Origin of the sequence: Pseudomonas sp. Gutcm_11s (genome assembly GCF_028649395.1) — a bacterium.
In the GTDB taxonomy this organism is placed as follows: Bacteria; Pseudomonadota; Gammaproteobacteria; order Pseudomonadales; family Pseudomonadaceae; genus Aquipseudomonas.
Map to the genome: position 1 here is coordinate 524,190 of NZ_JAQSUW010000014.1, position 14,227 is coordinate 538,416.

Consider the following 14,227-nt stretch of genomic DNA (forward strand, 5'->3'; position numbering starts at 1 on the left):
CAAATCAGGCCACCAGGCGCGGCAGGCGCAGCGTCACCCGCAGGCCACCCTCGCGCAGGTTCTGCAGGGTCACCTCGCCGCCATGGCTGTGCGCCAGGCTGCGCGCGATGCCCAGGCCCAGGCCGTAGCCCTGCTGCTGGCCGGAGAGACGGAAGTGCGGCTCGAACACCTGCTCCAGGCGCTGCTCGGGCACACCCGGCCCCTCGTCATCGACATGCAGGACGAAGGCCGTGCGGTCGTCCTCGATATGCAAGTGCGCGCGCTGGCCGTACTTCAGCGCGTTGTCCACCAGGTTGCCGATGCAGCGCCGCAGGGCCAGCGGCTTGCCCGGGTAACCACCCTGCGCCTCCCCCTGCAAGGTCACCCGGCCGTTACCCAGGTAGGGTTCGATCAGGCCGTGCAGCAGGTAATTGAGATCGACCTGCTCGATGTTCTCGTGGATATCGGTGTCCTTCACGCACTGCAGTGCGCCCTTGACCAGCAGCTCCAGGTCGTCCAGATCACGACTGAACTTGGCTTGCAGGGCCTCGTCCTCGAGCAGCTCCACGCGCAGGCGCAGGCGCGTGATCGGCGTGCGCAGGTCATGGGAAATCGCACTGAACAGCTGGCTGCGCTCGCTCAGGTAGCGACTGATGCGCTCGCGCATGGTGTTGAAGGCACGACTGACCTCGATCACCTCGCTGCCACCCGCCTCCTCCACCGGCTCGACGCTGGCGCCCAGCGACATCTCCCGCGCCGCCGAGGCCAGGCGCTTTAGCGGCCGGCTCTGCCAGTGCACGAGAATGCCGATGAACAGCAGCAGAAAACTGCTGGTGAGGAAGATGAACCACACCTGCTGCATCGGCAGGCCTTCATCTTCCAGGCTGACGTAGGGCGCCGGCATCAGCGAGGCCAGGTACAGCCATTCGTTCGGTGCGATCTGGATCTGCGTCACCAGCACCGGCGGATTCAGCGGCTCCAGGCTCAACGCGTAGTGCGCCCAAGAACGCGGCACCTCGTCGAGCTTCAGTTCGCCATTGAAGATGCGCAGGTCCTCGGGGCTGACGAACTGCACCAGCAGGTCGACATTGCGCCCCAGGTTCTGCCGCAACACGCTGTCGACCTCGGCGAGTACCGCGTGCTTGCGCGGGGTTTCCGGCAGCACCTGCATGTCCAGCGGCTTGTCGTTGAGCGACACAAAGAAGCGCGTACCGCCCATGCTGCGCAACTGGTCCAGCACCATCGGCCGAAAACCCAGCGGCAACGAGCGGAAGTAGCTGACGCTGGCAGACATGGAGTGGGCCAGGCTACGTGTACTGGTCAGCAGTCCCTCCATCTGGCTGGCGCGCAATTGCGAGACCCAGATAAGGCTCGACAGCGCCTGCGCCACCAGCACCACCAGCAGGGTCAGCAGCAGCATGCGCCCGAGCAACGAGCGCGGCACCGGCAACAGCCGGCGCAACCTAGAGAGCAACGCCGGCATGCGCAGTGACACTGGCCGCGAGCAGGTAGCCGGAACCCCGCACGGTGCGGATCAGCCGTGGCGCCTTGCCGGTATCGCGCAGGCGCTGGCGCAGGCGACTGACCGCCATATCGACAATGCGCTCCAGCGGCATCACCTCACGGCCACGGGTGGCGTTGGCGATGGTGTCGCGGTCGAGGATCTGTTGCGGGTGATCGAGAAACAACTTGAGCAGAGCGAAGTCGGCGCCGGAGAGAATCACTTCCTCGCCATCGAAATGGAACAGGCGATGGCTGACCATGTCCAGGCGCCACTCGTCGAAGGCCAGCACCTCGACCGCGCCGCGCTCCTGGCCGAAACCGGCACGGCGCAGCAGCGCCTTGATCCGCGCCTGCAGCTCGCGCGGACTGAAGGGTTTGCCCAGGTAGTCGTCGGCGCCCAGCTCCAGGCCGATGACCCGGTCGGCCTCGTCAGAGCTGGCGGTGAGCATGATGATCGGCACCTGAGCGAAGCGCTGGTGCTGGCGCATCCAGCGGCACAGGCTGAAACCATCCTCGTCGGGCAGCATCACGTCGAGGATCACCAGGTCGGCCATGGCTTCGCCCAGGGCCTGGCGGAACGCCGCGCCATCGGCCACGGCACGCACCTGGAAACCGGCACGACTGAGATAGACCTGTAGCAGGTCACGGATTTCCTCGTCGTCATCGACCAGGAGGATGGATTTTCCGGCTTGGCTCACGTCGGCCGTCCTTGTTCTTGTTGGGTCGCCCAGGCAGCCCGGGCAGTGCCGATCTTACCTGTGTTGCTGCAATGCTACGCCAGCACCTTCCAGGCCAGGATACTCGGCCGTTACCAGCCATACCGGAACACCCTCGAAGTATCCGCTCATGCAACCCTTGCTGGACAGCGCTCGCTGGAAACCACTGCCCTGGAAGAACGCAGCGAAACGCGGCACCACACCACCGACAATGTACACGCCGCCACGGGCGCCGAGGGTCAGCACATTGTTGCCGGCCACCCGGCCCAGCCAGGCACAGAACTGGTCCAGCACCTGCACCGCCAGGGGCTCGCCGGCCAGGGCCGCGCCAGTGACCTGCGCCGGAGAACTCAGCAACGGCGTATGGCCGTCCACCGTGCACATGGCCAGATAGAGTTGCAGCAGGCCGTTGCCGCTGAGCACATCCTCGGCGCGCACATGACCCAGCTGATTGAACAACTGCTGCCACAGCTGCGCCTCGCGGGGACTACCGATAGGCAGATCAACATGCCCGCCCTCGCCCGGCAACGCCTGCCAGCGGCCTTCGCCCTGCGGCAACAGCGTGCCGACGCCCAGGCCGGTGCCCGGACCGATCACTACGGCCGGGCTGCCCGGCTCGGCCACGCCGGGGCAGATCTGTATGCGCTCGTGCTCGGCCACGCGGGTCATGCCCAGAGCCATGGCGGTGAAGTCGTTGACCAGCAGCAGCTCATCTACCTGCAGCGCTTCGCAGAATGCACTGCGGCTCAGGCGCCAGTGATTGTTGGTGAAGCGGAAATGCTCGCCGCCCACCGGCCCAGCCACCGCCAGGCACACCGCGCCGATGCTGCCCGGCGCCAGACCGAGGTCATCGAGGTAGCGGCTGATCGCCTGTTCCGGCGTGGCGAAGTCGGCAGTCGCCAGCACCCGCACCGAGGCCAGCTGCTCGTCACGCCACAAGGCGAAGCGCGCATTGGTCCCGCCGATATCCCCCACCAAAGCCAGTTTCAACGCAGCGTCTCCAGATTCGAAGTGAATGCACTGGCGCCCTGTTCGGCTGAACTGAACGAGGCGCGCATGAAGGCGAACAGCTCGCGGCCGCAGCCCACGCCCTGCCCGCTGGGCGGAGTAGCTAACTCGCGCGCGGCCAGCTCGACGGGATCGACCAGCACCTGCAGGGTGCCCGCCTCGCCATCGACGCGAATCATGTCACCGTCGCGCACGCGCGCCAACGGGCCGCCATCATAGGCCTCGGGGCAGACATGGATCGCCGCCGGCACCTTGCCCGAGGCGCCGGACATGCGCCCATCGGTGACCAGCGCCACCTTGAAGCCGCGATCCTGCAGCACTGCCAGGAACGGCGTCATCTTGTGCAGCTCGGGCATGCCATTGAAGCGCGGCCCTTGGAAGCGCATGACCGCAACCAGATCCTGCTCGAGCTCGCCGGCCTTGAAGGCGTCGGCCAGTTCCTGCTGGTCCTGGAACACCCGCGCCGGCGCCTCGACCACCTGGTGCTCGCGCGCCAAGGCGGAGACCTTCATCACTCCGCGCCCGAGGTTGCCGACCATCACGCGCAGGCCGCCCTCGGCCGAGAACGGCCGCTCCAGCGGACGCAGGATGCTCTCGTCCAGGCTCTCGCTGCGCCCTTCCCGCCACACCAACTGGCCGTCCTCGAGGAACGGCTCCTGGGTGTAGCGGCGCAGGCCGCGCCCCATCACGGTGTTGACGTCTTCATGCAGCAGCCCGGCATCCAGCAGCTGGCGAACCATGAACGCCACACCGCCGGCGGCATGGAAATGATTGATGTCGGCCTTGCCGTTGGGATAGACGTGGGCCAGGGTCGGCACCACTTCGGAGAGATCGGCCATGTCCTGCCAGGTCAGCTGGATACCGGCCGCCTGGGCAATCGCCGGCATGTGCAGGGTATGGTTGGTCGAACCGCCGGTGGCGTGCAGGGCGACGATGGAGTTGACCAGCACGCGCTCGTCGATGAGCTCGCCCAGCGGCAGGAAAGCCCTGCCCTGCTTGGTCAGGCGGGTAACCTGGCGCGCTGCCTCGACGGTCAGGGCGTCGCGCAGCGGTGTGTCCGGGTTGACGAAGGACGAACCCGGCAGGTGCAGGCCCATCATCTCCATCAGCATCTGGTTGGTGTTGGCCGTGCCGTAGAAGGTGCAGGTGCCCGGTGCGTGATAGGCCTTCATCTCCGACTCGAGCAACTCATCGCGGGTCGCCTTGCCCTCGGCGTAGCGCTCGCGCACATCGGCCTTCTCCTTGTTCGACAGCCCCGAAGGCATCGGCCCGGCAGGAATGAACAGCGACGGCAGATGGCCGAAACGCAGAGCGCCCATCAGCAGGCCGGGAACGATCTTGTCGCAGACGCCGAGAAACACAGCGGCGTCGAACATGTTGTGCGACAGCGCCACCGCCGTAGACATGGCGATCACTTCGCGGCTGGCGATACCGATCTCCATGCCCGGCTCGCCCTGGGTCACGCCATCGCACATGGCCGGCACGCCACCGGCGACCTGGCCGACCGAACCGATATCACGCAGCGCCTGACGGATCTGCTCGGGGTACACCTCATAAGGCTGATGGGCCGAGAGCATGTCGTTGTAAGCGGTGACGATGGCAACGTTGGCAGAGTCCATCAGGCGCAGGCGCTGCTTGTCGCCGCTGCCGCAACCGGCAACACCATGGGCGAAGTTGGCGCACTGCAGCTTGCCACGCACAGGTCCTTCGCTGGCGGCCGCATGGATCATCGCCAGGTAACGCTCGCGGGTGGCGCGGCTGCGCTCGATCAGACGTTCGGTGACCTCAAGAACACGCGGATGCATGGAATCGACTCCGGTTGAATTTCTTGTTTTTATAAAAACCGAAGCAGACTACAACAAAGACAAAGCCAGTAAAAACAGATTTATTTTGTTATTAAAACAACATAATTCGATTTCAAGCCTTGTTGGACCTGCTTAAACGACCCAGATGGTGTAACCACACCAGGCGCGCACGTCATCACCGCCATGCAGGCAGGCACATATGGAAGGAAGGGGAGCAGGAAGATGTACACAATCCGAGCGGATTATGGAGGCGGCCCCACCAGCCACACCCCGGCACACGATGTTCCCGCTGTGGCTGCTTCCTTCCGGACCTGACCAGGTTAACGGGTAATCGTTGCGGGGGGACCGATGGGACCACCATAACGAAGCCCGTCGAACGACGGGCCGCGCCATTGTACTGACAAACCGAGAAGTTACAACCGCTTCAATCACTTACACACGGAAGCGACCGACCAGCTGGGCCAGGCCGGAGGACAGTTCGGACAACCGGGCGCTGGCCTGTGTGCTCTGCTCGGAGGTCTGTGCAGCCTCGTTGGAGAGGTCGCGGATATCGCTGATGTTGCGGGCGATCTCCTCGGTGACGCTGCTCTGCTCCTCGCAGGCGGTGGCGATCTGTGCAGCCATGTCGTTGATCCGCGCCACCGAGTCACCCGTGGCCGACAACGCGCCGTCCACGCCTGCCGCACGCTCCACGCTGTCGCGCGCCTTGGCGCTGCCGGAATGCATGGCCTTGACCGCGTTCTGCACGCCGATCTGCAGCCGCTCGATCATTTCCTGGATGTCCTTGGTGGAGTCCTGAGTGCGTGCCGCCAGGGCCCGCACCTCGTCGGCCACCACGGCGAAGCCACGGCCTTGCTCACCCGCACGAGCCGCCTCGATGGCAGCATTGAGCGCAAGGAGGTTGGTCTGCTCGGCGATGCCCTTGATCACCGCCAGTACGGCGCCGATGTTGGCGGTTTCCTGCTCCAGGGTCTGGATGGTGTCGGACGCGCTCTCCACCTCATGGGCCAACTGGCGAATCGCGTGGATGGTTGCGCCGACCACTTGTGCGCCTTCGCGCGACTGCACCTCGGCACTGCGCGCGGCGTCGGCGGCGTTCTGCGCGTTGCGCGCCACCTCGTGCACGGCGGCGCTCATCTCGGTAGCGGCGGTGCTGACCTGGTCGACGGCCGCGTGCTCGCTGCTGATCAGGCGATCATTGGCCGCCGCCATGCCGGCCAGAGACTGGGCCGAGTCGGCCACCTCGCCAGTGACGCGCCCCACCTCGCGGATCAGCGGCTGCAGCTTGTCGAGGAAGCGGTTGAAGGCATCACTGAGCTTGCCCAGTTCATCGCGCGAGAGCACATCCAGGCGCACACGCAGGTCGCCGTCGCCATCGGCGATCTGCTCGATGCGATGCAGCAGGTTATGCAGCGGCCGAGTGACCAGCATGGGGAAGCCAAACACCAGCACGGCGCACACCAGCAGGCCGAAGGCGATGATGCCGCCCTGCTGCCAGCTGAGCTCCTCACCCAGGGCGATGGCCGCCTGGCCCTCGGCATTGGCCTCGGCGTCCTCCAGTTCGCCCAGCTTATCGATGGCATCGCGCATGGCCTCGAACTGAGCCTCGCTGGTGCCAAAGCTCAGCACCGAGGCGGCGTCCGGATCGCTGACCGTCAGCTCCAGCACTTTGTTGGAAGTGGCTTTCCACTGGGCAAAGCCACTGTCGAACTTGGCCACCAGAGCCATGGCCTCGGCGCCCGGCTGCATTTCGGCGAATTTGTGCACCCGGTCGTAAGCCTGCTGGACGTTCTCCGCATGAGCCGTGCGCAAAGCATCTATGTGGTCTCCCGCCCCCTCGTCGAGCAGGCTGCGCTCGGCGATGAAGGCCTGGTAGAGGTCACGGTCGGCATTCAGCAGCAGGCTGATGGCCGGCAGGTAACGGTTGGTCAGGCGCGTGCTGGAGTCAGCCACCTGGCCAATGCCCTTTACCCCGAGCACGCCCATGGTCATGAGCAGGATGGCGAGCAGCAGAATCGGCAGAGCGATCTTCCAGCGAAATCCGAGATCGGCGAATAGGCGCAGCATGGTGTACTCCAGACGAAACGCTATTGTTGTGCCATCTAGCATAGTCACTGGTCGCAATACTGGCGCCCGGCGCGTCTAGACCCGGCACTGCCCGACACTACAGGCCGAATGACCGCACATCTGTCGCGAACCATCCGCCGGACCATGGTTTGTGCTAGCTTGCCCGCCGAATCCACCTACCGGAGTGCCTCATGGCCATCACCAAAGACCAGCTGATTTCCGACCTCGCCGAAGCCACCGACCTGCAGAAGAGCGACGTGCGCGCACTGATCGACCAGCTCGGCGAGATCGTGGCGGACGCACTGGAGAACGACGGCGAGATCAGCCTGCCGGGCATCGGCAAGCTCAAGGTCAACGAGCGTCCGGCGCGCACCGGCCGCAACCCGTCCACTGGCAAGGCAATCCAGATCGCCGCAAAGAAAGCTATCAAGCTGGTCCCGGCCAAGGCCCTGGTCGACAGCCTCAACCAGGCCTGACCCGATCCTGCAGGCTGCTCAGGGAGTAGCCTGCAGCTTCCCGCTCGGCACCACGGCGAAGGTCTCGACCGCAGCACCATCCTGCCCTACCCCGTCCTGGCGCAGGCGGCGGATCTGCTCCACGCGCCGCAGGTTCTCCCAGGCCATCTCGAAGTGCGCCGGCGACTGGTCGATGGCGCTGCGGAAGAATTGCTCGGCGACATCCAGTTTGCCTTCAATCAAGCAGATAAAACCCACGTCATTGCTCGCCTCGGCACGCCCTTCGACCTGCTCGAAGGTCGACAGCGCCTGCTCGTAACGGCCCATGCGCGCCAGCAGCAGGCCATAGTTGCGCCACAGCGGCTCGTAGCGCCCATCGAAGCTGATGCCTTGCCGGTACAGGGTTTCCGCCTCGGCCCAGTTGCCGGCGAGATACGCCGAGTACGCCTGGCTGTTGGCCACCAGCGGCGAACGCGGCTCGATCTGCCGGGCCAGGCCGTAGTACTGCGCCGCACGGGCGAAGTCGTTGTCCAGATCGGCCAGTACACCCAGACCGTTATACACCCGCAGCGGCGACGAGCCGTCCACCTTGAGCCCGCTCGGCGCCTGCGCAGCGGAGCCGCCCAGGCGTTTCTGGTCGGCGGCCAGCGCCTTGTCGAGCATCTCGCGGGCATCGCCCGGGCGGCGCATGGCCAGCTGCAGCAGCCCCATCTCGGCCAGCGCCATCGCGTTGTCGGGATCGCTGCGCAGCACATCGGAGAAGGCCAGCTCGGCCAGGTGCTCATTGCCACGCTCGCGATGGATTCTCCCGACCCAGACCAGCGCGTCGTAGCTGTTCGGATCCAGCTCGATGGCGCGCAGGTACTGGTACAGCGCCTGGTCGAAGGCGCCGGCACGGTAGGCCATGGCCCCCATGTGCATGGCCTGCTCCGGCGAGCTGGCCTGGTCCTGCACCTGGTAGAGCACCGAGTTGCTGCCGCTGTAGATGGAGTTGTCGTTGCTCAGGATCGGCCCCGTGCTCTGGCAACCGGTCAGCGCGGCCATGATGGCCAACAGCAGAATGTTCCTGTTCATCTCATAGCTTCCCGAAAGTTCTCAGAATCCCGATGATCACGGGGCCTATTGCAACGAGGAAAAAGCTCGGCCAGAGGCAGAGAATCAACGGGAAGACCAGCTTGGTGCCGATCTTCGCCGCCTGCTCCTCCGCCGCCTGGGTACGGCGATCGCGGAACTCCTCCGCATAAACGCGCAGGGTGTCCGCCACGCTGGTACCGAAGCGGATGCTCTGCGCCAGCAGGCTGACCAGCCCTTGTACATCCTCCAGCCCGGTGCGCTCGGCCAGGTGCTTGAGCGCCTGGGTATTGGGCACACCAGCACGGATCTCGGCATTGACCAGGGCCAGTTCCTCGGCCAGCTCCGGCTGGCTGACCAGCATTTCCTCGGCCACCCGCTCCATGGCCTGAGGCAAGGCCAGGCCGGACTCCACGCACACCACCATCAGGTCCAGGGCGTCCGGAAAGGCCACGCGCAGGCGGTGCATGCGCCCGGTCTTTCGCTTGTCCACATAGATGGCCGGCGCCAGCCACCCAGCAGCCACCGCCCCGCCAGCTAGCATGAAGCCGACGCTGAGCGACAGCTTGGAGAGCATCGGCAGCGCCAACAGCACGGCGATCAGCATCATCGACGGCAACAGCAGGCGGATGGCCCAGTAGACCTGCACGGCGGAGCCCGAACGGTAGCCGGCGTGGGTCAGCAACTGGCGGGTCGGCGAATCGCGGTGGCGGTCGTCGGCCACGAAGCGCTGGCCGACGCTCTCCAGCAGTAGCTGCAGGTTGCCCGGCGCGGCCATCTCGGCCGTGCGCCCGCCGTGGCCACGCTTGATCATGCCGAGACGCCGCTGCACCGGGTCCTGCAGGCCGAGCAGCAGCAGCGCCAGGGTGATCGCCAGCAGCACCGCGCTGAGCCCGATGCCGCCGATGAATAGCAGTCGGGCCAGGGCCTGATCACCGACCAGCTGATTGATCAACCCCAGCAGGTAGTCCATGGCGGTCTCCTACACGTCGATACGGATGATCCTGCGAATCCACAGGATGCCCAGCAGCATGGCGATGAACGCCGCGATCACCAGTTTCTGGCCGAACTCGTCCTTGACCAGCAACGGCATGTATTGCGGCGTGGTAGCGGCGATGGCGCCGGCCAGCACGAAGGGAATGGCCACCAGCACCCAGGCCGACATGCGCCCCTCGGCTGACAGCGTCTTGACCTTGCGCTGGAAGCGGAAGCGACCGCGGATCAGCGCGCTGATGCGCTCCAGAACCTCGGTCAGATTGCCGCCGCTCTCGCGGTGAATGAGGATGGTGGTGACCAGCATCATCACGGTCATGCTCGGCATGCGTTCGAGCAGGCCTAGCATGGCGCGGCGCACATCATTGCCGTAGTTGATGTCGGCGAAGGTCAGGCCGAACTCCTGCGCCACCGGCCCCTTGTGCTCCTCGGCCACCAGACGCAGGGTCTCGTTGAACGGGTGGCCTGCGCGCAGCGCACGGCACATGGCGTCCAGAGCATCCGGTAGCCCCTCCTCGAAGGCGGAGAAGCGCTGGGCACGGTCGCTGGCAATCTTCAGGAATGGCACGCAAGCGGCCATGCAACCCAGGATCAGCGCGGCCCACCACAGCTTCAGCGCCAGCCAGGTGCCGCCGGCGACCAGCAGCCCGAGCAGCAGCGCCAGCAGCACGACGCGATAGGCGCGGTAGTCGTGCCCGGCCTGCTCGATCATCTGCGCCAGCTTCTCGAACCAGGGCAGCTGCTCCAGCCCGGCTTCCAGCGGCGACAGGCGCTTGAGGTACTTCTGCCGCAGCACGGTCTGCATGTTCGGCAGATGGTTGGCGCTTTCCAGCAGGTGCAGGCGCGAGCGGATGCGTTTGCGCATGCGCCCGGCCTCGCCGAACACCGGCACCACCACACCCTGGCTGAGCAGGAAGGCAGCGGTGAACACCATGCCGAGGAAGGCGAAGACGTACTCGGTGGGGATCTGGTTCATGACTGCAGTGTCTCCATCCAGTCGGGACGGAACAGGCCCAGCGGCAACTCGATGCCGCGCTTGGCCAGCGCATCGCGGAAGGCCGGCACCATGCCGCTGGGGCGAAACTCACCGAGTACCTCGCCGTGCTCACCCATGCCGCGGCGCTCGAAGGCGAAGATCTCGGTCATGGTCACCACCTCGCCCTCCATGCCGTTGATCTCCTGCACGCTGACCAGGCGGCGCTTGCCGTCCTCCTGGCGTTCCAGCTGCACGACCACGTCGATGGCCGAGGCGATCTGCTGGCGCAGCGCCTTCATCGGGAAGGTCGCGCCGGTCATGGAGACCATGTTCTCGATGCGCCCCAGGGCATCGCGCGGAGTGTTGGCGTGGATGGTGGTCAGCGAGCCGTCGTGGCCGGTATTCATCGCCGTCAGCATGTCCATCGCCTCGGCACCGCGCACCTCGCCGATGACGATGCGGTCCGGGCGCATGCGCAGGCTGTTGCGCACCAGCTCGCGCTGGTTCACCTCGCCGCGGCCCTCGATGTTCGACGGCCGGGTCTCCAGGCGCACCACGTGCGGCTGCTGCAGCTGCAGCTCGGCGGAGTCCTCGATGGTGACGATGCGCTCGTTGTCCGGGATGAAGCTGGACAGCACGTTGAGCATGGTGGTCTTGCCGGTGCCGGTACCGCCGGACACCAGCACGTTGAGGCGGCCGCGGACGATGGCCTTGAGCATCAGGGCGATGGCCGGGGTGATGGTGCCCATCTGCACCAGACTCTCGGCATTCAACAGGTCCACGGCGAAGCGGCGGATCGACAGACTGGGACCATCGATGGCCAGCGGCGGGATGATCGCGTTAACCCGCGAACCGTCCTTCAGGCGTGCGTCCACCAGCGGCGAGGACTCGTCGATGCGCCGACCCAGGCTGGAGACGATACGGTCGATGATGTTGAGCAGGTGGTGATCGTCGCGGAAGCGCACGTCGGTGCGCTGCAGCTTGCCGAAGCGCTCGACATAGACCGAGGCATGACCGTTGACCAGGATGTCCGACACGCTGTGATCGGCCAGCAGCGGCTCCAGCGGCCCGAGGCCGAGAACCTCGTCACCGATCTGCTTGATGATCAGCTGGCGGCTGGTGGTGGAAACCGGCGCCGAGTGCTCGTCGAGCAGGCGCTGGCAGATCTCGCGGATCTGCCGGGCCGCCTCGGCCGGCTCCAGCGAGTCGAGCAGCGACAGGTCCATGACCTTGAGCAGCTGCTGGTAGATCTTCTCGCGCCACTCGGTCTCCACCGGGTTGAGCTGGGTGCGGGTCTCGTACAACTCGGCCGGCGCCGCCACTTCCCAGCCCATGACCACCGGAGCGCCCTCGCCCTCTGCGTTTCCGGCATCCTTGGGCTTGGCCTGCTGGCGCAGGCGATTGCGGAATTCGCTGAGCATGGCTACCCCCGGAACAGACGGCTGAAGGTGCGTTTGAACAGGCCCTGCTCGTCGACCTCGTTACCCGCCAGTTCCTGCTTGAGGCTGCGCAGGGCCAGGGTGATCGGCGCACGCGGGGCATGCAGTTCGAGCGGAATGCCGCTGTTCTGGCTCTCGCTGACGGCGGCGAAGTCGTTCGGCAGCTTCTGCAGGTCCGGGCAGCGCAATGCCTCGCCGATGTCCTGCAGGGTGATGGGCGCGGTCTTGTTGTAGCGGTTGACCACCACGTGCAGGCGGTTGCCCTGCACGCCCAGGTCGTTGCGCAGGATCTGCATCAGCCGGCTGGCGTCCTTCAGATGGCTGAGGCTCTGCTGCAGCAGGATGTAGCAGTGGTCGGCCTGCTCCAGGGTGACACCGGTGAGGTGGTCGATCTGCCGCGGCAGGTCCACCACCACCCAGTCGTAGCTGCTGCGCGCCAGCTGCAGCAGCGCTTCCAGGTGTTCCAGATGGACGTCCTGAGTCAGGCACAGGTCGCTGGAACGCCCCCCGAGCACGTGCAGAGTCGGGCTGAAGTGGCCGCAGAAGCCGCGCAGGGCCACGCTGTCGAGGCCGTCGACCTGCTGCATCACTTCCACGTGGCTGTGGGTCGGGGCGATGTCCAGGCTGTGCGCCACGCTACCGAACTGCAGGTCGAGATCGAGCAGCAACGTGCTGGCACCGCTGGCGCTCAGCTGGTGGGCCAGGTTGCAGGCCAGCATGGTGGCGCCCGAGCCGCCCTTGGCATTCATCACCGCAATCAGCTTGCCGCCGGAGCCCGAGCTGACATGGCTCTCGCGCAGCATGCGCTGCAGGGCGCCGAGCAACTCGGTCTCGACCACGGCATCGGCCAGGTAGTCACGCGCGCCGGCCTGCATCGCCATGCGCATGCCCTCGCGCTCCTCCAGCGCACCGCAGATCACCAGCGGCGGCCGCTCATGTACCGGCCGTTGCAGCAACGCATCCAGCTCCTCGCGCCACAGGTGGCTGACCCAGAGCAGGAGGAAGTCCGGCATCTCCTCCAGCCCGTAGAGCGGGTCGGTATGGCCGTTGCTGACCAGCCGGGTGACCACCTGCAAGCCCGGCAGGCGCTGGCTGATCTCCTGCATGCGGGCCAGCGCACGGGCATCACGGCTGCTGATCAGCAGTCGCGGGCCGTGACCGGTACCGAGCGTGGGGCGGCTATCACTGTGCTTCAACATGGCGTGATCTCCGGCGAAACCCCATCCTCGGCGTGGCGCCCCAGACTCTCGCGCGGCAGGATCGCGCGAAAGCCAGGCAGGGTCAGCGACTGGCCGAACACGGGGATCAACAGGTCGAAGGGAAAGTTGTCCACCCGCAGCTGCACGTAGCGAATGGCGCGGAAACCGTTGCTGCCGGTGGTGTCGCTGGGCGAGAGCACCTGCGCACCAGCGGCATCCAGATAGGTCAGGGTCAGGTCGGCGGTTTCCAGGCCCGCGACCAGGTTGCTGGCGCCGCTGTCGGTGATGTCGTTGAAGATCGCCCGACGCAGGATCTTCTCCACCTCGGCGGGCTGGGTCGGGTCGCACACCGCGGCCAGGCGCGCGCCACGACGCACCGTCTCGTTGAGGGTGTTGACGGTGAAGTACAGGCGTCCCATCTCCAGCACGCCGAACAGCATCACGAACAACAGCACGCCGATGATGGCGAACTCGACCACGTAGACCCCGCGCATCTGGCGTTTCATCACAGGGCCCTCATCACGACGGAGCTGGTCAACGTCAGCGCCAGTGGAATCGGATCGCCGAACAGGTTCGGCAGGCTCGCCGCGGCGGCGGTGCAGCCACTACCACCGAGGTTGCCGAGGATCGAGCGGAAGGCGAAGGTGATGCTGACCTGTACGTGCTCGCTGTCCGGCGCAGTGACGGCCACGTCGTCGACGGTGAGGCACGGCACCAGCACGCCGAAGCCAGCCGTGGACGAGGGCACGCCGTACACGGCGACGTTCTTGATCTCGCTCTGCAGCGTGCTCCCCAGCTCCAACCTGCCCAGCGTGGCGTCGTAGGCCTGGCTCGCGGCGTAACGCCCGGCATCGCGACTGGCTTGCAGCAGGCTGTTGTACTGGAACAGCATGCGCCCGAACTCGCCGATGCCGAGCAGCAGAAGAACCAGCAACGGCAGGGCCACGGCGAACTCGACCATTGCCACACCGCCCTGCCTGCTGCTGTTCACCATCGCCTGGATCATGGCCATGCCC

Annotated in this window: 13 protein-coding genes, 1 other RNA gene and 1 pseudogene; 1 reads left to right on the forward strand and 14 read right to left on the reverse strand. The window is 66.0% G+C overall.

Translation table 11 applies throughout. From position 1 onward, the window contains the following. Positions 1-4 precede the first annotated feature (4 nt). The 7 genes and pseudogenes from PTT45_RS13325 to PTT45_RS22380 form a co-directional block, all read right to left on the reverse strand. Entirely contained in the window at positions 5-1,423 is a 1,419-nt protein-coding gene (locus tag PTT45_RS13325; protein WP_273814251.1) for an ATP-binding protein, read from the reverse strand. A gap of 19 nt (positions 1,424-1,442) precedes the next feature. Then, positions 1,443-2,180, reverse strand: a complete 738-nt coding sequence (locus PTT45_RS13330; protein ID WP_273813787.1) for a response regulator — start codon at positions 2,178-2,180, stop codon at positions 1,443-1,445. A 54-nt stretch (positions 2,181-2,234) separates the two neighbouring features. Further along, positions 2,235-3,188: a glucokinase gene (locus PTT45_RS13335; RefSeq protein ID WP_273813789.1), complete on the reverse strand. Its 954-nt coding sequence runs from the start codon at positions 3,186-3,188 to the stop codon at positions 2,235-2,237. Continuing rightward, a complete protein-coding gene (edd, locus tag PTT45_RS13340) occupies positions 3,185-5,011 on the reverse strand; it encodes a phosphogluconate dehydratase (RefSeq protein WP_273813790.1) in 1,827 nt (608 codons plus the stop codon). The genes PTT45_RS13335 and edd overlap by 4 nt, the downstream gene beginning before the upstream one ends. Before the next feature lie 254 nt (positions 5,012-5,265). Further along, positions 5,266-5,362, reverse strand: an RNA gene (gene ffs / locus PTT45_RS13345) — signal recognition particle sRNA small type. A gap of 81 nt (positions 5,363-5,443) precedes the next feature. Beyond that, positions 5,444-6,223 (reverse strand): methyl-accepting chemotaxis protein, encoded by a 780-nt coding sequence (locus tag PTT45_RS22375; protein WP_443218194.1) that lies wholly within the window; start codon positions 6,221-6,223, stop codon positions 5,444-5,446. 78 nt (positions 6,224-6,301) lie between these two features. Beyond that, positions 6,302-7,120, reverse strand: a pseudogene (locus PTT45_RS22380) (MCP four helix bundle domain-containing protein); the annotation flags it as partial. 149 nt (positions 7,121-7,269) lie between these two features. Between PTT45_RS22380 and PTT45_RS13355 the strand changes: the two are divergent. Beyond that, positions 7,270-7,554 carry an HU family DNA-binding protein gene (locus PTT45_RS13355; protein ID WP_273813792.1) on the forward strand — a complete coding sequence of 95 codons (285 nt, stop codon included), beginning with the start codon at positions 7,270-7,272 and terminating at the stop codon, positions 7,552-7,554. An 18-nt stretch (positions 7,555-7,572) separates the two neighbouring features. Here PTT45_RS13355 and PTT45_RS13360 read toward each other — a convergent pair whose 3' ends face one another. Genes PTT45_RS13360 through PTT45_RS13390 form a run of 7 tightly spaced genes read right to left on the reverse strand, consistent with a single transcriptional unit; the run spans position 7,573 to position 14,217 of the window. Continuing rightward, positions 7,573-8,607 carry a tetratricopeptide repeat protein gene (locus PTT45_RS13360; protein WP_273813794.1) on the reverse strand — a complete coding sequence of 345 codons (1,035 nt, stop codon included), beginning with the start codon at positions 8,605-8,607 and terminating at the stop codon, positions 7,573-7,575. Position 8,608: 1 nt separating this feature from the next. Next, positions 8,609-9,577 (reverse strand): type II secretion system F family protein, encoded by a 969-nt coding sequence (locus PTT45_RS13365; RefSeq protein WP_273813795.1) that lies wholly within the window; start codon positions 9,575-9,577, stop codon positions 8,609-8,611. 9 nt (positions 9,578-9,586) lie between these two features. Then, entirely contained in the window at positions 9,587-10,573 is a 987-nt protein-coding gene (locus PTT45_RS13370) for a type II secretion system F family protein (RefSeq protein ID WP_137972897.1), read from the reverse strand. Beyond that, entirely contained in the window at positions 10,570-11,994 is a 1,425-nt protein-coding gene (locus PTT45_RS13375) for a CpaF family protein (RefSeq protein ID WP_273813799.1), read from the reverse strand. Before PTT45_RS13375 ends, PTT45_RS13370 begins: the two co-directional genes overlap by 4 nt. A gap of 2 nt (positions 11,995-11,996) precedes the next feature. Beyond that, positions 11,997-13,211, reverse strand: a complete 1,215-nt coding sequence (locus PTT45_RS13380; protein WP_273813800.1) for an AAA family ATPase — start codon at positions 13,209-13,211, stop codon at positions 11,997-11,999. Beyond that, the gene (locus PTT45_RS13385; protein ID WP_273813802.1) at positions 13,205-13,720 is read right to left on the reverse strand and encodes a TadE/TadG family type IV pilus assembly protein; all 516 of its coding nucleotides are present in this window, start codon (positions 13,718-13,720) and stop codon (positions 13,205-13,207) included. The genes PTT45_RS13380 and PTT45_RS13385 overlap by 7 nt, the downstream gene beginning before the upstream one ends. Then, on the reverse strand, positions 13,717-14,217 hold the full coding sequence (locus PTT45_RS13390) for a TadE/TadG family type IV pilus assembly protein (protein WP_273814253.1): 501 nt from the start codon (positions 14,215-14,217) through the stop codon (positions 13,717-13,719). Before PTT45_RS13390 ends, PTT45_RS13385 begins: the two co-directional genes overlap by 4 nt. Positions 14,218-14,227 lie beyond the last annotated feature (10 nt).

What these genes read in the sequence shown, in the direction of transcription:
- edd (WP_273813790.1), bottom strand. Translation starts at nt 5,011, where the DNA reads ATGCATCCGCGTGTTCTTGAGGTCACCGAACGTCTGATCGAGCGCAGC.
- PTT45_RS22375 (WP_443218194.1), bottom strand. Translation starts at nt 6,223, where the DNA reads ATGGCGGCGGCCAATGATCGCCTGATCAGCAGCGAGCACGCGGCCGTC.
- PTT45_RS13355 (WP_273813792.1), top strand. Translation starts at nt 7,270, where the DNA reads ATGGCCATCACCAAAGACCAGCTGATTTCCGACCTCGCCGAAGCCACC.
- PTT45_RS13360 (WP_273813794.1), bottom strand. Translation starts at nt 8,607, where the DNA reads ATGAACAGGAACATTCTGCTGTTGGCCATCATGGCCGCGCTGACCGGT.
- PTT45_RS13365 (WP_273813795.1), bottom strand. Translation starts at nt 9,577, where the DNA reads ATGGACTACCTGCTGGGGTTGATCAATCAGCTGGTCGGTGATCAGGCC.
- PTT45_RS13370 (WP_137972897.1), bottom strand. Translation starts at nt 10,573, where the DNA reads ATGAACCAGATCCCCACCGAGTACGTCTTCGCCTTCCTCGGCATGGTG.
- PTT45_RS13375 (WP_273813799.1), bottom strand. Translation starts at nt 11,994, where the DNA reads ATGCTCAGCGAATTCCGCAATCGCCTGCGCCAGCAGGCCAAGCCCAAG.
- PTT45_RS13380 (WP_273813800.1), bottom strand. Translation starts at nt 13,211, where the DNA reads ATGTTGAAGCACAGTGATAGCCGCCCCACGCTCGGTACCGGTCACGGC.
- PTT45_RS13390 (WP_273814253.1), bottom strand. Translation starts at nt 14,217, where the DNA reads ATGATCCAGGCGATGGTGAACAGCAGCAGGCAGGGCGGTGTGGCAATG.